At 66.2% G+C, this 17,490-nt stretch carries 15 protein-coding genes; 3 read left to right on the plus strand and 12 right to left on the minus strand.

Annotated elements, in window-relative coordinates; genetic code table 11:
- Nucleotides 1-90 precede the first annotated feature (90 nt).
- A complete protein-coding gene (locus FG486_RS01440) occupies nt 91-981 on the plus strand; it encodes a DUF4167 domain-containing protein (RefSeq protein ID WP_082751125.1) in 891 nt (296 codons plus the stop codon).
- A 115-nt stretch (nt 982-1,096) separates the two neighbouring features.
- Here the strand turns inward: FG486_RS01440 and sciP are convergent, their stop codons facing one another.
- Entirely contained in the window at nt 1,097-1,396 is a 300-nt protein-coding gene (gene sciP / locus FG486_RS01445) for a CtrA inhibitor SciP (protein WP_017670538.1), read from the minus strand.
- A 7-nt stretch (nt 1,397-1,403) separates the two neighbouring features.
- Nucleotides 1,404-1,772, minus strand: coding sequence for a hypothetical protein (locus tag FG486_RS01450; protein ID WP_181266159.1), 369 nt, complete (start codon nt 1,770-1,772; stop codon nt 1,404-1,406).
- Nucleotides 1,773-1,961: 189 nt separating this feature from the next.
- On the opposite strand from FG486_RS01450, the gene mnmA reads away from it, so the two are divergent.
- Nucleotides 1,962-3,098: a tRNA 2-thiouridine(34) synthase MnmA gene (mnmA, locus tag FG486_RS01455; RefSeq protein WP_181266160.1), complete on the plus strand. Its 1,137-nt coding sequence runs from the start codon at nt 1,962-1,964 to the stop codon at nt 3,096-3,098.
- A 69-nt stretch (nt 3,099-3,167) separates the two neighbouring features.
- On the plus strand, nt 3,168-4,517 hold the full coding sequence (locus FG486_RS01460; RefSeq protein ID WP_181266162.1) for an alginate export family protein: 1,350 nt from the start codon (nt 3,168-3,170) through the stop codon (nt 4,515-4,517).
- 9 nt (nt 4,518-4,526) lie between these two features.
- Here the strand turns inward: FG486_RS01460 and FG486_RS01465 are convergent, their stop codons facing one another.
- Genes FG486_RS01465 through FG486_RS01510 form a run of 10 tightly spaced genes read right to left on the minus strand, consistent with a single transcriptional unit; the run spans nt 4,527 to nt 17,408 of the window.
- Complete coding sequence (locus tag FG486_RS01465) at nt 4,527-6,416, minus strand: XrtA/PEP-CTERM system amidotransferase (RefSeq protein WP_181266163.1); 1,890 nt, start codon at nt 6,414-6,416, stop codon at nt 4,527-4,529.
- A 6-nt stretch (nt 6,417-6,422) separates the two neighbouring features.
- Nucleotides 6,423-7,970 (minus strand): exosortase A, encoded by a 1,548-nt coding sequence (gene xrtA, locus FG486_RS01470; protein ID WP_181266164.1) that lies wholly within the window; start codon nt 7,968-7,970, stop codon nt 6,423-6,425.
- Nucleotides 7,970-9,193 carry a TIGR03087 family PEP-CTERM/XrtA system glycosyltransferase gene (locus FG486_RS01475; RefSeq protein ID WP_181266165.1) on the minus strand — a complete coding sequence of 408 codons (1,224 nt, stop codon included), beginning with the start codon at nt 9,191-9,193 and terminating at the stop codon, nt 7,970-7,972. Before FG486_RS01475 ends, xrtA begins: the two co-directional genes overlap by 1 nt.
- On the minus strand, nt 9,193-10,287 hold the full coding sequence (locus FG486_RS01480; protein ID WP_241695550.1) for a FemAB family XrtA/PEP-CTERM system-associated protein: 1,095 nt from the start codon (nt 10,285-10,287) through the stop codon (nt 9,193-9,195). The genes FG486_RS01475 and FG486_RS01480 overlap by 1 nt, the downstream gene beginning before the upstream one ends.
- Complete coding sequence (locus tag FG486_RS01485; protein ID WP_181266166.1) at nt 10,287-11,183, minus strand: XrtA system polysaccharide deacetylase; 897 nt, start codon at nt 11,181-11,183, stop codon at nt 10,287-10,289. The genes FG486_RS01480 and FG486_RS01485 overlap by 1 nt, the downstream gene beginning before the upstream one ends.
- A 34-nt stretch (nt 11,184-11,217) precedes the next feature.
- On the minus strand, nt 11,218-12,450 hold the full coding sequence (locus FG486_RS01490) for an XrtA/PEP-CTERM system-associated ATPase (protein ID WP_181266167.1): 1,233 nt from the start codon (nt 12,448-12,450) through the stop codon (nt 11,218-11,220).
- A gap of 29 nt (nt 12,451-12,479) precedes the next feature.
- Complete coding sequence (locus FG486_RS01495) at nt 12,480-14,213, minus strand: hypothetical protein (protein WP_241695551.1); 1,734 nt, start codon at nt 14,211-14,213, stop codon at nt 12,480-12,482.
- Nucleotides 14,210-15,208, minus strand: a complete 999-nt coding sequence (locus tag FG486_RS01500; RefSeq protein WP_181266169.1) for a P-loop NTPase family protein — start codon at nt 15,206-15,208, stop codon at nt 14,210-14,212. Before FG486_RS01500 ends, FG486_RS01495 begins: the two co-directional genes overlap by 4 nt.
- A gap of 14 nt (nt 15,209-15,222) precedes the next feature.
- Nucleotides 15,223-16,737, minus strand: coding sequence for an XrtA system polysaccharide chain length determinant (locus tag FG486_RS01505; RefSeq protein WP_181266170.1), 1,515 nt, complete (start codon nt 16,735-16,737; stop codon nt 15,223-15,225).
- Between the two features lie 50 nt (nt 16,738-16,787).
- Nucleotides 16,788-17,408, minus strand: a complete 621-nt coding sequence (locus tag FG486_RS01510) for an XrtA/PEP-CTERM system exopolysaccharide export protein (RefSeq protein ID WP_181266819.1) — start codon at nt 17,406-17,408, stop codon at nt 16,788-16,790.
- Nucleotides 17,409-17,490 lie beyond the last annotated feature (82 nt).

A 17,490-nucleotide genomic window follows, 5' to 3' on the forward strand; every position in this document is an offset into this window, starting at 1 on the left:
CTTGGGACGCGCGGCGCGCCTTTGGGCAGCGCCTGCACGGACGCGCAGAGGACACGCAGGACACTTGCGACTGATAAGGAAGCGTCAACTTTGAACAACAATCGTGGAACGAGCCGTCGTCGCGGCCGTGGCAATAACCGTCCGCAGAACAATGGTCGCGGCGGAGGCATGGATCAGGGCAACCGGATCGACAGCCGGGCGCGCGGCAATGCCACGCAGATGCTCGAGAAATACAAGAAGATGGCGCACGATGCGCAGATGAACGGCGACCGCGTGGCCACCGAATATTATCTGCAGTTTGCCGACCATTATTTCCGCGTGCTCGCCGACAACCGTGCCCGTCAGGACGAATATCGCCGCCCCCGCGAGGATCAGGGCCGCGACCTTGGCGGCGACTATGCCGACGACGAGGACGACGGCATCTACGGCGCGCCGCAAGGCCAGGGACAGCGCAATTATGCGCAGGATCAGGCCGATGATGCGAGTGCGCGGAGCCAGGACGAGGATGGCGAGGAGCAGGACGAGCCCCGCACCCAGCGTCGCGACAATCCGCAGCGCGAGGGCCGCCAGAATAATGAGCGCCAGGGCGGAGATCGCCAGAACGGCGAGCGCCGCGAGCGCCGCCCTCGCGGTGATCGCGAAGAGGGCCCGCGTCAGGAGCGCGCGGAGCGTCAGCCCCGCCAGCGTCAGGATACCGAAGTGCGTCAGGATGAGGCGGTGGCCGCCCCGGCTCCGGTCGAGACTGCGGACGCAAGCGAAGGCGACGCCAAACCGCGCCGCACGCTGCGTGGTCGCGGCCGCCTGCCCCGCGCTGCTGAACCGGAAGGCACCAATGCGCTCGATCCGATGATCCTGCCGCCCGCGATCGGCAGCGCCAGCGAAGCGCCGGTCGAGGCCGAAGCGCCAAAGCCCAAGCGTCGTGCCGCACCGCGCCGCAAGGCTGCGGAGTCGGGCGACATGGAAGCGGCAGCGGCCGAATAAGCCGCGGGGCCGCACCGGCACCACCGGTCCGGGTCCGGCTTTCCGCAGAACAAGAAAAGGGGCGCGGTCCATATGCGGACCGCGCCCCTTTATTGTTTCGCTTGGAGGGGGAAGCTTAGTAGCGCTGCTGGCGCTCGTAGAGATCGCGATAATGCTGGATACGCGTGACCCGCAGGCCCGGCATGCCCGACCGGTCGACCGCACGCTGCCACGAGGCAAACTCCTCCAGCGTCAGGTCATAGCGTTCGCATACCTCGTCGATCGTCAACAGACCGCCATTGACGGCCGCGACGACTTCCGCCTTGCGACGCACCACCCAGCGCTTGGTGCCCGGGGCCGGCAGGTTGTCCAGCGTCAGCGGTTCGCCGAGCGGACCGATGACCTGTGCCGGTTTGATTTTCTGATTCTCGATCATCACGTCCTCAAAAGGCCTGGTTACTGCAACTTTGCGCGTGGCCAGGGTGTAACCAATCGGCTTTTCGATTGACTGAAGCACAATGGTAAACGTCATTTTGACCATGCTGTTCCGATGGGGTGAAACGGTTCAGCGCGTCGGCAAAGTGCGGATTGAAGCTGCCCCGCACGACCTGGTCGGCCCGAATCCGGCCAGCCAGCCACGCGGCCAGCACGCCCACCGAGTCGCCTGCGTTCTTAACCATGGGGGGGTGGTCGGAACGCGAGACGACCGGCGCGCACGCCAGCGCACGCAGGATGTCCATATCCAGGGCGCGCAGGTTGATCGGCACGCCTTGGGCCAGGTGGACTGAGTCATGGGGGAAGTTCATGTCCATGCCCAGGGTGTATCAGGCAAACCGTAAGACCAGGTAAAGGCAGCCTTCATGGCTGATTAGACTTGGTTAATTGGCGCTAAGACTGGTCCGAAATCGCCGGAAAACACGGGTTTTCACAGTATCAACCTGCGGCAATTTTTTGCCGCGACGGGGTGGCACTGGGGCTTGAGCGCCGCTACATGCAGCCGCATGCACAGCCCCGACCTTTCCGGATTTCAGCTCGACGGCGACATGAAGGCACGGCGAATCGTCGTGGCCATGTCTGGCGGAGTCGATTCATCGGTCGTCGCAGGCCTTGCCGCCGCCACCGGTGCAGAAACGATCGGTATCACCCTGCAGCTTTATGATCATGGCGCGGCGGTGAAGCGCGCCGGATCGTGCTGTGCCGGACAGGACATCCGCGACGCCCGCGCGGTCGCCGATCGCCTGGGCATCGCGCATTATGTGTTCGACCATGAAAGCCGCTTTCGCGAATCCGTGGTCGAGCGCTTTGCGGACGAATATATGGCGGGGCGTACCCCCATTCCCTGCATCCAGTGCAACATGGGCGTGAAGTTTACCGACCTGCTGCAGATGGCGCGCGATCTGGGTGCGGATTGCCTCGCGACAGGCCATTATGTCCGCCGGGTGGTCGGCGCCGATGGCCGCAGCGAACTGCACCGTGCGCACGATCCGGCGCGCGACCAGAGCTATTTCCTGTTCGCCACCACCGACGATCAGATGGATTTCCTGCGTTTCCCGCTCGGCGGCCTGCCCAAGCCTCAGGTGCGCGCGATGGCACAGGACATGGGGCTGACCGTGGCGGCCAAGCCCGACAGTCAGGATATCTGCTTCGTCCCCGATGGCGATTATGCCTCGGTGGTGCGCAAGGTGCGTCCCGATGCCGATACCGGCGGCGAGATCGTGCACATTGACGGCCGCGTGCTGGGCGAACACAAGGGGCTGATCCACTACACCATCGGCCAGCGTAAGGGGCTGGAGATCGGCGGCCAGCCGGTGCCGCTGTATGTCGTGAAGCTCGATGCGGACACGCGCCGCGTGATCGTCGGCCCGCGCTCGGCATTGGCGACGCGCGCGGCTCAGATCGTCGACATGAACTGGATCGGCGGCAGCTATGACGGCCCGATGGAAGCCAAGGTGCGCTCGCTCGCCCGGCCCGCACCCGTGACGATCGAGGGCAGCGGAGCCAGCCGGCGGCTCGTCTTCCTCCAGCCCGAATATGGCGTCGCGCCCGGCCAGGCCGCGGTGCTCTATGCAGGCGACCGCGTGCTCGGCGGCGGCTGGATCGCCTCGACCGAGCCGGTCGAACCTGCACTCGCCGCCTGAGCGATTGTGCGCTAGGTTCCCGTCGGGGGAAGGAATTTGCGCGCATTTGCACCTTTGCTGGCGATCGGGGTGACGATATCCGTCGCGCCCGCTGACGCGCAGACCATGGCCCCCAGCACTGCGCCGGTTCCGGATTCGAGCGATCGACGGAAAGCGGAGAAGGCCAGCCCGTTCACGATCACTGGCAGCCTGCGCGTGCGCTACGAGCTTCTCGAAGGCCAGTTCCGCCCTGGCCTGCCCTCGCGCGACGATGCTGTCACCATTCAGACCGCTATTGCCGCCGATTATCGCGCCGGCCCCTGGCATTTTTCCGCCGAACTGATCGACGCCCGCGCCTATTTTGCCGACGCACCCGGCGCGGTCAGCACGAGCGAGGTCAATGCCCTCGAGTTAAGCCGTGCCTCGATCGGCTATTCGGACGGACCGGTCGAACTGACCGCGGGACGCTTCCACCTCAATCTGGGCTCGCGCCGACTGGCCGGTCGCAACGCGTTCCGCAACACCATCAACAGCTTTACCGGAGTGAGGCTCGACTGGCGTGGCAAGGTCGGCGACCATCTCGTCGCCTTCTACGCCCTGCCGCATGTGCGGCTGCCGGTCGACCGAGACGAGCTGCTCGACAACGAGGTCCGCCTGGACCGCGAGAGCCTCGACCTGACGTTCTGGGGCGCACATTATACCCGGCCCGATCTCTTCGACGGCGTGACGCTGCAGACAAATGTCTTCGGCCTGAACGAGCGCGACGGCGTCAACGGCCCGACGCGCAACCGGCATCTGTTCACCTGGGGCGCAAGGCTCCACCGTGCTCCCCAACCGGGCCAATGGGATATGGATCTCGAAGGCGCGGTACAGACCGGCACGGTACGCGCGTCTGTCGCCGCCAATGCGCGCCGCCTGGACGTCCGCGCGTTCTTCGCACATGCCGAGTTCGGCTACAGCCCCGCCCTGCCCGGCAAGCCACGCATCTCGGCGCTGTTCGATCTCGCCAGCGGCGATGACCCGCGTTCACCCGATCGTTTCGCGCGGTTCGATACGCTGTTCGGTCCGCGCCGGTTCGAGCTTGGCCCTAGCGGCATTTTCGGTCCGCTCGCGCGCACCAACCTGCTCGCGGCCGGATTGCGCGGCGAGATTGCCCCCGCGCCACGCTGGGATGTCATGACCCTGTGGCGCCCCGCCTGGGTGCACAATCGCCGTGACCGGTTCGGCAACAATGGACCCGTCGATCCTAAGGGACGCTCGGGCCGCTTTGCCGGGCATATGGTCGAGGTGCGGCTGGGCCACTGGCTGATCGAAAAACGCCTTCGGCTCGAGGCGGGCGCCGCGATACTTACGACCGGGCAGCTGCTCGATGAAGCCCCCAACGCCACCGGCTTTGGCGATACGCGCTATGCCTATGGCCAGATGGTGGTGAATTTCTGACGGCGCGGGTCAAAATATCCGGTCGAGCGCCTTGTCGAGCATCCATAGCTGCCAGAGCAGCCGGGCATTGTCGCTGCGCCCGGAAATATGCGCCTCTGCGATCTCGGTCAGGCGCGCGGTGTTGAACCATCCGCTGCGCGCGAGCGCCGACCCGCTGGCGATCCGGTGTGCCTGATCGGCGAGCGGCCCCCGGAACCATTGCGCGATCGGGCTGACAAAGCCCATTTTCGGGCGATAGAGAATGTCGTCGGGCAAGGTGCCGCGCATCGCGCGCTTCATCAGCCATTTGCCCTGGCCGCCGCGCACGCGCATCGCCTCGGGCAGCGAGGCGCTGAACTCGATGAGCCGGTAATCGAGCAGCGGCTCGCGCGCCTCCAGGCTGACGGCCATGCTGGTGCGATCGACCTTGGTGAGGATGTCGCCGGGCAGCCACAGCTTCATGTCCGCATATTGGGCGGCATCGAGCCCCGAGCGCGCCGGAGCCGCCTGCATCAGCGCGATCATGTGATCCTCGCCGCGATAGCCGCCGAGCGCGGCGCGCTGGCTGTCCGAATAGAGTGAATGCCGCGCGGCATGGTTGGTCACGCCGACCGCGTCCGTATAGCCTTCCGCTCCGGTGCGCGCGAGCGACAGCAAGGTCGATTTCGCGCGCAACGGGCGCGGCGCCCAGTCCGCCTTGGGGTAGAGCGCGCCGAGCGCTCCGAAGACCGGGCCGCGCAAGCCCTGCGGCAAAAGGCTCCGCACCCGCTCCTCGCCATGGTGGAAAACGTGGCGGCGATAGCCCGCCAGTGCCTCGTCCGCGCCATCGCCCGACAGCGCAACGGTGACGCTTTCGCGCGCGAGCTGGCAGACGCGGAAGGTGGGCAGCATCGAGGCGTCGGCGAAAGGCTCGTCGAACTGCGCGGCGACCGCATCGATGATCGCGATATCGTCGGGCGAGACGGTGCGGCTGCGATGATCGGTGGCGAAGCGTTCGGCGATGCGTCGGGCATAATCGCTCTCGTCCAATGCTGCGACATCGAAGCCGATGCTGCACGTCTTCACCGCCTGGGTCGAGCGTTCGGCCATCAGCGCGACCACGGTGGAAGAGTCCACCCCGCCCGAGAGGAACGCGCCCAGCGGCACGTCCGCGACCATGCGCGAGGCGACCGCTTCGCGCATATGGTGCAGCAGCTCCGCCTGCAGATCAGCGACCGATCCCTTCGCCCGGCGCGAGAAATCGACATCCCAGTAGCGCACCGGTTCGGGAAGCGGCTTGCCGCGCTCGAGCATCAGATAATGCCCGGCAGGCAGCTTCTTCACGCCGCTGACGAAACAGCGATGGTCGGGAACATAGCCGAAGGCGAGATAGTCATCGACCGCCTGGATGTCGGGCGCGCGGCGCAGCGCCGGATGCGCGAGCAGGCCCTTGAGCTCAGAGGCGAAGATCACGCTGCCATCGGGAAGGCTCGCATATTGCAGCGGCTTCACGCCGAGCCGGTCGCGCGCCATGAACAGCCGCTGGTGGCGCTGGTCGAAGATCGCGAAGGCGAACATGCCGTTGAGCCGGTCGAGACAATCCACGCCCCATTGCCGCCAGGCCGCCAGGATCACCTCGGTATCGCCCGAGGTGCGGAAGACGTGGCCGAGTGCGCTCAGCTCGGCGCGCACCTCCTGGAAATTGTAAATCTCGCCATTGAAGCTCAGCACATCGGCCTCGTCCGCGCTCGCCATCGGCTGCGCGCTGCCTTCCAGATCGATGATCGATAGCCGCAGATGCCCGAGGCCCACGCCCGGCGCGGTCCAGCAGCCATGGCCGTCCGGACCCCGGTGCAGCATCGCATCGGTCATCAGCCGGATACGCGCCGGATCGACCGGCTTGGCGGTTTCGAGGTGAAAGATGCCTGCAATGCCGCACATGACCGATCAGCGCCCCGCCAGGATGGTATCAGTGAGTTTCTGGGCCCCGCCCGCATCGCGCAGCAGCGCATCGATGGCCGGACGCGCCGCACCATCGCCGTTGCGCTGGGCCGAGACGATCAGGATCATCGCTGGCTGGCTCTGTCGCAGCAACCGCGCCTTGAGCGATTCCAGACGGATGCCGAGATTGCTGCCGGTGACGACACCGCCGACGCGATAGAAGGTCGCTACATCACGCACCACTCTTCCCGGTCCGGTTATGATATCGGCTTTGCCGTCAGCGACCGCTGGCCCCTGCTCCACCCACGACCAGCGGCCGTCGGGATCGAGCGCGCCCTGGCCATAACCGGTAATCTCGCGCCCTTCGGACTGGCCGTCGAACAGCGCAGCATAGACATCGACGCGCTGGCCCTCGCGAACATAGCTGGCGATCCAGCGCCGGTCGCTGCCCTGGGCGCGCGGCATCCAGGCGGTGTCGGGGGCATAGCCCACCCGCTGCCAGCCTGCGATTTCGGGCAGGCTGTTGCGCGCGGGCAGCGGTGCGGGATCGGGCAGCCCCATCAGCGCCCAGCCCAGCGGCGCCGCAAGCAGCAGCGCTGCGCCCGCGATCACCAGCCGATCCTGGGGCGGCAGCTTGCGCGAGGCTTGCGCAAGGCGGTCTGCGGTCGCCGGATCGAGGAACGGATCGGTGACCTGGCGGTCGAAGAAGCGCCAGCCGATCGCCATCACCAGGATCAGTACGATCGCGAAGAATATCCAGCCGTAGAAGACATGGTCGAAGCCTGCCGCGAAATCGAGCCCGTACAGGTCGGCGATATAGATCGTCCCGAAGGCGCGGACGCCGTTGGCGAGGATCGGGATGACGATCGACAAGGCGACGATGCCGATCCGGCGGGGCCAGCTGTTGAAGCAGACATTGGCGACCAGTACGCCATAGGCGACCATCGCGATGAGGAACTTGACCCCCGAACAGGCTTCCGCGACGCGGAACAGCGCGGTCGGGGTGGAGATGAACACGCCCTCGATATGCGCGGGGATGCCCGACCAGCCGAGCAGCAGCATCGAGATATCCGCCGTGATCGTCTGCAGCGGCGGGACCAGCTCCTCGCCCACGGGCACAAGGAAGAAGGCATAGCCGAGCGGGAACAGCAGCGCGCGGCCGACATGCGGGCCGAGCAGCGCCAGCGTGCTGCCCTGGAGCAGCATCACGAGCGCCAGATGCCGCGCCAGCGCGACGCCCGCCGCCTCGCCCAGCACCCAGCCACCGCTCGCTACCGCCATGACCAGCAGACCGGGCCACCAGAGCGAGGGCGTGATCCGCTTGAGCTCCTGCGTGCGCTGCATGACGAGCCAGCCAAGGATGAACGGGATCAGCAGGATATGGTTGAACGTCGAACTGTCCCACCAGATTGCCACCATATCCAGCGCATCGCGTGCAAACGCCGCAAGGATCGCCATCCAGGCGATGCCGAGCCGGATGAGCGCCGAGCGCCAGGCGGAGCTGAGCGGCTTGGGTTCGGCGGTTTCGGGAATGTCTGCAGCGAGGCTCGCCATCAGGCTGCGCTCGGTACCAGGGCGGGTGGCTGGTCGAGCCAGGCGAGCAGCGGAGCGAGCTGCGCATCCCATTGATAATGCTTCAGCATATGCGCGCGCGCCGCTGCCCCGATAGCGGCAGCACGGTCTTGATCGGCCGCCAGCGCGCAAACGGCATCGACCATGGCCGCATCGTCGCGCGCGACCATGAAATGCGCGCCCGATTGCGCGACAATGCCTTCGGCTGCCGCGCCCGATGCGATGACCGGGCGCGCCATCGCCATGGCTTCGAGCACCTTGTTCTGGATGCCGCGTGCTATGCGCAAAGGCGCGACCACCATGTCGGCCGAACCGATCCACGGGCGGATGTCGTCGACCGCGCCCACCACATGCACCCCGGCACGCCCTTCGAGCGCGCGCACCGCAGGAGCGGGATTGCGGCCGACGATATGAAACCGCGCATCGGGCAGCTGCTTCTGGACGGCGGGCAGCACGGCCTCGGCAAAATGGACCACCGCATCGACATTAGGCGCATAATCCATCTGGCCGGTGAACACGAGATGCGGCCCCGCCTCGCCCGCATAAGGCGCAGGGCCGACACCGACGGGATCGTAGAAGGCCGTATCGATGCCATTGACCACCGGGTCCACGCACACCTGCGGATCGCCAAGGCCCAGCCGGAACTCGGCCACCTCTGTGGGGCTGCAGAACAGGCTGAGCTGCGCTCTGCGCGCCATCTGCCGTTCGAACGCGCCGAGCAGCCGCGCCTCGCGCGCGTGGACGAGCTTCATCGGACCGGCGGTCGCCTTGGCATAAGCAGCGAACTTGGCCGAATCCATGTCGACGAAATCGATGACCACGCGCCCGGCAAAGCTGGGCGGAATGAACTGCGCCATCTGACCCGAGAACACAAAGATCGCGTCGATCGGACGGGTCGCCAGCAGCCGGGCGATATAATGCCGAATATCCTGGCTATCGAAGGCGGTCAGAGACACCGGCTTGCCGCTGGGCAAGGCGTTGAGCCCGGCGCGCAGGTTCGAGATCGTGCGCCGTACCAGCAGGTGGCTGGCTGCGATCGCTGACAGGTCGGCCTCGGCGGCCATGTCCGCGTCCGTCTCGCCAAAGGTGGCGACATGCACCGGTCCGCGCGCTGCCAGCGCCTTGAGGATCGCGTGCGAGCGGATCTTGTCACCGCGGTCGGGCGGAAACGGGATTCGATGCGCCAGGAAGAGCAGCTCGCCCATCAGCCGAGCCCGTTGGCGATCCAGGGACCAAGCCGGTTGGCGATGCCAAGCGGCAGCCGCTGCCAAAGCGCGATCTGCAGCCGATATTTGGGGCTCAGCGGATTGACGTCGCGCGGCGGCAGCCCATCGGCATTGCGCACCGCATAGCTGAGCGGCGCAGGCGCGAAGCCCCAGTTCTTCTTGAACGCAAACGCGCCGCTATCGACCTTCGACCGGCCGAAATCGAACCGGGCGCAGCCGCGCGCGCGCGCATGGTTCATCAGCGCATAATACATGACATCGTTGGCGCGCAGCCCTCGCGCCGCCCAGACCCCGCCGCCCCAATAGGGCATCACGGTGCCGCGATGATAAAGGCTGAGCACGCTCGCCACGGGGACGTCGTCCTTCAGGACCGTGAGGATATCGGCATCGTCGCCGAAGCCATCGAGCACCGCATCGAACAGCGCGCGCGGAAAGACCGGCGTGCCGAGATTGCGCACGCTCTCGGCATAGACGGCATAATGCTGTTGCCGGTCGAGCGCGGACGTGCCGGTGCGCACGGTCATGCCATTCGCCAGACCCTTGCGGACCTCGGCGCGCTGCTTGCGCGGAATCCATTCGAGCTGCTTCTGGTCGGCATCGGGACCGTCGGCAACCAGATCGGCGATGAACCCAGCATGCGCGTCCGACTTGATCGTCCAGCGCGGGTCGTGCGGCAGCAAGCCGCCGCGCAGTTCGAGCGTCGGTGCGCTATGGCGCTCGCTTTGCAGCCAGGCCGCGTCGGCCAGCACGGCGGCCGTCGCCGCGTCATCGGCGAGGATGCCGCCATCGACCGCAAAGCCCGCCGAGACGATCGCGCGCCCGAACAGCGGCGAATGCACGACATGCAGCGGCAGATAGCCCGTGATCGAACCCGCAGCATCTCCCGCCACCAGTGCCAGCAGCTCATGCCCGGTGGCCTTTGCGACAGCCTCGCCCCAGACCAGCCGGTGAAACGCGGTGGCGGAGGGGTGCGCTTCGATCCAGGCCGCGAGCCGCGCGCGTTCCTGCGCATCGCCCAGCGGAACGATGCGGACCGCAGGTGCGGCCATCACGGGCGGCGCGAAGTGCAACATCACAGCTTGCCCGCCGCGAGCGGAAGCGCGATCTCGTCGATCCGGCACCAGCTGAAGTCGCGCGTCAGCCGCTCGAGCTTGTCGGCCATCGCGTCCAGCCCGGTATAATGCCGCAGCCGCGAGCGCAGCGGCGCACCTTCGACGCGCGGCTGGTCGGGATCGACCTCCCAGGGATGGAAATAGAAGATCGCGGGCTGACCGTCGGTCATGTTCACGCGGTTCAGCGCCCAGCGCGACAGCGCATAGGGCAGGATGCGGAAGAACCCGCCGCCGCCCGCGCCGAAGCGGCGCTCGCCGAGCTGCACCGTGGTCACCGGCAGCTCGATCAGGTCCGATCCCTCGACCGGATGAAAGGCGAAGCGCGGTGCTTCGCGCCAGCCGTAATGGTCGTGCGCGATCGGGGCGACGCTCGACGAATAGGCATAGCCGCGCTCGGCGAGGATCGGGTGCGCCCAAGGCGTGCGCTGGTCGATCGAGAAGCTCGGCGCGCGATAGCCCTTGATCGCCACGCCGCCCGCATCCTCGAGCGCCTTGCGCGCCTTGTCGATATCCTCGGCGAACTGGTCGGGCGTCATCGTGAAGACGCGCGTGTGGTCCCAGCCATGGCTGGCGATCTCGTGCCCCTCGGCGATGATGCGGCGGATCAGCGCCGGGTGCCGATGCGCGACCCAGCCCAATGTGAAGAAGGTCGCCTTGACCCCGCAGCGCGCGAACAGGTCGAGCACCGCGCCGGTGTTCAGCTCGACGCGGCTGGCAATGCCATCCCAGTCGGCCGGATCGATCGTGTTCTCGAACGCGCCGACCTGAAAATACTCTTCGACATCAACCGAGAGGCCGTTGACGATGCGCCTGTCGGCAGTGCGATGCTGGCCCAGCGATGCTTCGCGCACGGTCATTCACTCCCGGCCCCATGGGGCAAAATCATTCCGGTCAGGCTGCCCGGCCCTTGGGCCACATGCCAGCAGAATCGTCTTCGACCCAGCCGACCAGAAGCGCAAGCACACGGTGCAGCGTCTGTTGCTGTTCGGCCTGCAGCCTTTCCAGCGCCTCGATCCGCCGGACCAGCGGCTCGACATCGGTGACGGGTGCGGGGCGCGATTCCAGCGCATCGACCCGATCAAGCGCGGCCTGCAACTCCTGCACCAGCAGCGCGCGCGCATCCTGCTGTTCGGTGGCAAAGGCGCGCACCTCGCGGACGAAATGGTTGAAATCGCTGCGGCTGACCTCTGGAACGGCGGACGGAGCTGCTGGCGCTGCCGCTTCCGGAGCAGGAGCGACAGGAGCAGCATATTCGGCATGGCGCGCAGCGCTCGCCAGCATGGCCTCGTTCTGCCAGTCCTCGTCATTCATCTGGTCCATGGCCAGATCGGCCAGCACGGCATCGATCAGCGACGCGTCGATGGTTTCGCGAGCATCCACCGCCGCCATCAGCAGCACGCGGTTGATCAGCATGTTGACCTTGCGCGGTATGCCGCCGGTTTCGGCAAACAGGCGCGCCCAGACATCGTCGGCAAAGGCCGGGCGTCCGGTCCAGCCGACCAGCTTCAACCGGTGTTCGACATAGGGCTGCACTTCGGCGAGTTCCATCGCGCCCAGATGGTGCGTCGCGATGATCCGCTGGCGCAGCTGTTCCAGGCCAGGTGCGCCGTGCACCATCGCGCGGAATTCGGGCTGGCCGAGCAGGAAGATCTGCAGCAGCGGATGGCTGCCGAGCTGGAAGTTCGACAGCATGCGCAGCTCTTCGAGCGCGGGCATGGGCAGGTTCTGCGATTCATCGACCACCAGCAGGCAGCGACGACCGGCGCGTGCTTCTGTGTGGAGGAAATGCTCGATCGCGGCCAGCGTGCCCGTCTTGTCGAGCCCCGCCGTGGCTACGCCGAAGCTGCTCGCGACCATGTGCAGCAGGTCATCGCCCTTGAGCTGGGTGGTGACGATCTGCGCTGCGGTCAGCCGCGCCGTGTCCACGGTCTGCATCAGATGCGCGACCAGCGTCGACTTGCCCGCACCGATCTCGCCGGTGATGATGATGAAGCCTTCGCCCTGTGCCAGGCCATAGCCGAGATACGACATCGCCTTGCGGTGGGTCGCGCTCTCGAAATAGAAACGCGGATCGGGGGTTAGCTGAAAGGGCCGTCCGGTCAGGCCATAATGGGTCTCAAACATGGGCTTTCCCCCTGATCATCACGTCAATGTTACTGGAACGAATAGCGCAGCGCCAGAAGCGCGGAGGCTACCAGATTGCTTTCGAAGCCCTTGGGATCGAAATAGTCGAGCCCCAGCGCCAGCGTCCCGTTGAAGCGGTTGGTGAAGTTGCGGCCATAGGCAAGATTGGTGCCGAGACCCAGAACATCGCTGGCGCCGCCGTTGAGCAGTTGTCCAGGGCCATTTTCCAGATAGTTGGCATAGATGGTGCCGGTGATACTGGAGCGCGCGTCGATCTGCTTGGCACCGACATAGCTGGCGAACCAGATTTCGTCGATCGTCTGGTCGAAACCCGCCAGAGCGCCGTTGTCGGCCGCAAAGAATTTGCGGCGGCTATAGCCTGCGCCAAAGCCGTGCTGCCAGTCGCCGCTGGTCAGGCTGATCTGCCCGGTGACCCCGCGCGTGCGGAAGGCCGACGAAGCGACCGACTGCAGCGCGTCGTTGAGGCAGTTGCCGCCACCGCCCACGCCAAAGAAGCACGCGTTGAGGTCGCCGCTGAGCGGATTGCGCGTCGCATCGAACTGCGTGGGAAGGCCCGCCAGATTGTCGTTCAGTCGCGATCCGAAGCCGGCGACCAGATCGTACACCGTCACGTTCGCCGCCACGCGCTGGTTGGGCGTGTAGCTGAAGGTGCCGTAATAGGTCAGGCTGTCATAGCGCTTGCCCACCCGCGCCTCGAGTGAGGTGCGGCGGCTGGGCCGCCACAGCACGCCGACATCCCAGATCAGGCCATCCTGGTCGTAGGACAGCAGGCGCGGCGAATTGCGGTTGGTGACAAGCCGTCCGTCATTGCCGACGACCGGCGCGCCGGTGGCATCGCGCACCGCGTCGCGCTCGGAAATCTCGATATCCTCATAGCCCACGCCGCCGACCAGCGCGAGCGTCGCACTGACCGGAACGGTGACATCCGCGCGGACGATCTTGTCGTCGAAGCGCTGGTCGAGCTGGCTTGCATCCTCGCGATACCAGCCGCCGCTGACCGACCAGCCGATGGGCAGGAAGCCGCCCGGCTGCTGGCCGATGGCAAGGCTCGCGGCATGGTTGACGCTGTCGTCGAACAGGTCGAGCGGCAGCGCGCCTGCGGGCAAGGCGACCGCGTCGGCCTCTACCTTGGTATAGCCGATCCGGTAGAGCGCGTTGACATCGACCGTGCCGACCTGCGTCGCCAATGTCGGGCCGGCATAAACCGAATAGATCTGCGTGACATTGTCCGATCCGCCGATCAGGTTGCTGGGGGCTGCGCCACGATTGTCGACGCGCGAGCGTATGCCGAGCGCACCTGCCTCGAGCGACAGCGTGTTGGGGATGATCTGCAGATTGCCGCGCGCGATACCGCTGATCGCGTCCTCGTCGCCGAAATCGTCATTCCACGAGAAGCGCCGCTCATAGCGAACGCTGACCTGCGCCTCGGCGCGCGAGGTCGCGACCGCCGCATCGACGCCGACTGCGGCCAGGCTGTAGGTCAAAAGGTCGCCGCCATTCTTGAGATCGGCGCTCAGCACCTGGCCGACTTCGAGATAGGGTACGACGACCGACCGGCGGCCATTGGCCAGCCCGCCGCTGCGACCGCCCTGCCCCTGGCTCTGCCCCTGGCCGATACCGGGATCGACCCCGCCGCCCTGCTGCGCCAGAGCGGACTGGGGCATGGCCGCCGCCGCCGCCAGCGCGGCCAGCGAAAGGCCCGCCCTGCTACCCTTGAAATCCGACCATCTTGCCATGGTCATTCTCCATATCCGTAATAGGATCCGAAGCTGCGACCCGAGGGGGAGAATTTCACCCCGTTGAGCAGCAGCTGAATCTGGTTGCATCCGGCAATCAGGCTGAGCGCATCGCGCAGCGCGCGTTCGCTGGTGACATCGGCGCGCACCACCATCAGCGCATGGCCGACATGCTGCGCGATCGTCGCAGCAGGCGATGCCGCGAGCAGCGGCGGCGAATCGAAGATCACGATCCGGCCCGGACGTCCGGCGGTCAGACTGGCCAGCACCTCCTGGGTGCGTGCCGAAGCGAGATATTCGCTGTCGGTATTGGTCTGACGCCCGGCGGGGAGCACCGAAAGCCCCGGAATGTCGGTCGGGATGATCAGGTCCTGCACGTCCACCGCCGGATCGGCCAGCGCGTCCATCAGCCCGCTCTGCCCGGCAATGCCCAGCGAGGAAAGAATGCTGGGCTTGGCGAAATCGGCATCGACCAGCACGACGTCATGGTCCTTTTCGGTCGCGATCGAGAGCGCGAGGTTGATCGCGCTATAGGTCTTGCCGTCGCCCGGATTGGCTGAGCAGATCAGGATGCGCTGCGCCGCAACGCCGAGGCCTGCATTGATCTCGGCCTGCACGCTGGCGAGCAGGCGGCGCTTCACGATGCGGAACTCTTCGGAGATGCTGGTCACCGGACCATCGGGCACGATGAACGCGGATTCGCGCAGTAGGTCGCGATCGACCTCGGCCACGGGCAGCACCGGCGCGCGCGGCGCGACGGGCGCGGCGGCAACCGGCGGAACGACGGGAGCGGCCACAACCGGCGCAGGCGCAACCGGCGGCACCATCGGAGCTGGAGCCGGCATGGCCACCGCCGCGGGCGGCGCGACCGGCGCTTCGGGCAGTTTCGGTGCTTCCGGGCTCAGCGCCTTGCGGAAATCGTACATCTGCGAAGCGCGCTCGATCAACGAGCGCGGGCCTTCGTCCTTGTCGGGCGACTTGATAGGATCGTGCATGGTCATGTCTCTTTCGCCCCTCAAACCACCGAACCGCGCTGGATGAACTCGATGATCAGCAGCACCAGGAAGACACCGACCAGCGCCCCGCCCGAGCCGATATAGATGCGCAGCTTGCGCTTGCGCTCGTCGCGCTGCGCCTGGGTGAGCATCTGCGAGATCGATCCGATCACTGGCAGGCCCGAGGCCGCCTCCAGCTTGGCCGAGGTGGGATAGCTGGCGCTCAGCTGGCCGAGCGCGAACGCTCCGCCGATGCCACCGGCAATGCCTGCAAACAGCACCGCAGCGAGCAGCAGCGGCCGCTTGGGCGCAATCGGCGTGCGCGGGCTCGACGGCGGCGTGATCAGGTCGAAACGGACCGCGTCGGTCTGCGTCTCCACCTGGCCGCGCAGCCGCACCTGCTCGCGATCGGCGAGCAGCTTGTCATATTGCGCCTTCAGAACCTCATAGTCGCGTGCGATGCGCGCCTGCTCGGCGGCTACACCCGGCTCCTGGATCTGCTTGGCCACCATCGCGTTCATCTCGCCCTGCAGCGAAGCCTTGCGCTGCTGCAGCGCGGAGACCGCCGCCTGGCGCTCGGCCTTCATGCTGACCAGCGAGCTGTAAGCCGGATTGGGCACGCCATAGGCCGTGCTCGCCCCCGCGCCTGCGGCCTTGAGCGCGGCGATCTGGTTCTTGATCGCCTGGACATCGGGATGCTGATCGGTCAGCCCGCGCGCCTTCATTCCAGCAAGCTCACCCTGGGCCTGCGCGAGCGGATTGACGGCCCCGGTCGTGCCACCGGCGATTGTCTGCGGCGTGCCGGCAATCTGGCCGTTGATCGCAGCCAGCGCGCTCTGCGCGGCGATCAGCTGCGAATCGATCTGGTTGATCTCGACCCGGCCCTGTTCGAGCCGCTGGCTCACCGAGCCGATGCCGGGCAGCATGCCGAGATTCTCGGTCTCGAATTTCACCCGCTTCTGCTCGGCAATCTCGAGTTCCTTCTGCCGCTTGGCGATCTGCTCGTTCAGAAAGCGCAGCGTGTCGCTTGTCTCGCCTCGGCCACCGGCCAGGTTTTCCTCCACGAAAAGGTCGATCAGCTTCTGCACCACAGCGCGCGACAGGTTCGCCGCCTCGCCGTCGGAGCGCCCCGATGCGGTCATCGTGGCAGAAATCTCGAACAGGTTGCTCTGTTCGGATTTGATCTTGATCGCGCTGCGCAGGCCGTTCACCGCGCCCTCGATCTCGCGCGGAGTCACAAGCCCCTTGCCCAGATCGGTGCCGCGCACGACCTTTTCCAGGTTCGCAGCCGAGGTCAGCGTCTGCTGCACCGTGTCGATCTGCTTCTGCTGCTCGGCCGGATTGACGCCGGTATTCTCGGGCAGGATCGACTTGGTCTGGACGAACAGCTTGGCCTGCGATTCATAGGTATTGGGGATCATCGCGACCGCCAGCCAGCCGACGAGACAGATTACCCAGGCGATCGCCATGGCAATCCAGCGGCGTTGCCACACGCTGTGTACCGCGATCCGGAATTCTTCGTACAGGCCATTCATCGGTCAGGCTTTTCTTTCGCTGTTGCGCTGCGGGCGGTCAGGCTTGGGCCTTAGAACATGCTTTCGGGGATGATGATGACATCGCCGGGCTGCAGCAGCACGTTCGCGCGGCTGTCGCCCTTCTTGATGAGGTCACCCAATTTGATCGGATATTCCTGCTGGCGGCCCGACACCTTGTCGAAGCGCACCAGCTTGGCGCGGTTGCCCGCGGCGAATTCGGACAGGCCACCGACCGCGATCATCGCGTCGAGCAGCGTCATGTTGGCGCGGTACGGGATCGATGCGGGCTTTTCGGTCGCGCCGACGATGCGCACCTGTTGCGAGAAGGTGCCGGCAAAGCTGTTGACGATCACCGAGACGATCGGCTCCTGGATATACTGCGACAGCTGCAGCTTGATGTCCTCGGCCAGCATGGTCGGGGTCTTGCCGACGGCGGGCATGTCGGTGATCAGCGGCGTGGTGATCCGGCCATCGGGCCGCACCTGCACCTTCGCGCCAAGCTCGGGATTGCGCCAGACGAACACGGTCAATTCATCGAGCGGCCCGATGATATATTCCTCGCCGGGCCCATCGGAGAGCGAAACGAACGATGCCGGAGGAAGCTGCGGGCCGGTCGAGGTCGTGGCGCAGGCCGCCAGCAGAGCGGTGGTCGCCAGGGCCGCGATGGCCATTTTCAACAGACGGAGCAGTTCCATTTCAACACCTTTTTCGTCGCCCCGCGAATCCCCTGGGCACAGCGGTTTGCCGGGCCGG

The organism is Blastomonas ursincola (assembly GCF_013607875.1).
GTDB classification, from domain to species: Bacteria; Pseudomonadota; Alphaproteobacteria; order Sphingomonadales; family Sphingomonadaceae; genus Blastomonas; species Blastomonas ursincola.

Coding starts and splice junctions, on each gene's coding strand:
- FG486_RS01490 (WP_181266167.1), bottom strand. CDS start 12,450: ATGTTTGAGACCCATTATGGCCTGACCGGACGGCCCTTTCAGCTAACC.
- FG486_RS01510 (WP_181266819.1), bottom strand. CDS start 17,408: ATGGCCATCGCGGCCCTGGCGACCACCGCTCTGCTGGCGGCCTGCGCC.
- sciP (WP_017670538.1), bottom strand. CDS start 1,396: ATGATCGAGAATCAGAAAATCAAACCGGCACAGGTCATCGGTCCGCTC.
- FG486_RS01505 (WP_181266170.1), bottom strand. CDS start 16,737: ATGAATGGCCTGTACGAAGAATTCCGGATCGCGGTACACAGCGTGTGG.
- FG486_RS01465 (WP_181266163.1), bottom strand. CDS start 6,416: ATGTGCGGCATTGCAGGCATCTTTCACCTCGAAACCGCCAAGCCGGTC.
- FG486_RS01485 (WP_181266166.1), bottom strand. CDS start 11,183: ATGACCGTGCGCGAAGCATCGCTGGGCCAGCATCGCACTGCCGACAGG.
- FG486_RS01480 (WP_241695550.1), bottom strand. CDS start 10,287: ATGTTGCACTTCGCGCCGCCCGTGATGGCCGCACCTGCGGTCCGCATC.
- FG486_RS01450 (WP_181266159.1), bottom strand. CDS start 1,772: ATGGACATGAACTTCCCCCATGACTCAGTCCACCTGGCCCAAGGCGTG.
- FG486_RS01500 (WP_181266169.1), bottom strand. CDS start 15,208: ATGACCATGCACGATCCTATCAAGTCGCCCGACAAGGACGAAGGCCCG.
- xrtA (WP_181266164.1), bottom strand. CDS start 7,970: ATGGCGAGCCTCGCTGCAGACATTCCCGAAACCGCCGAACCCAAGCCG.
- mnmA (WP_181266160.1), top strand. CDS start 1,962: ATGCACAGCCCCGACCTTTCCGGATTTCAGCTCGACGGCGACATGAAG.
- FG486_RS01475 (WP_181266165.1), bottom strand. CDS start 9,193: ATGGGCGAGCTGCTCTTCCTGGCGCATCGAATCCCGTTTCCGCCCGAC.
- FG486_RS01495 (WP_241695551.1), bottom strand. CDS start 14,213: ATGACCATGGCAAGATGGTCGGATTTCAAGGGTAGCAGGGCGGGCCTT.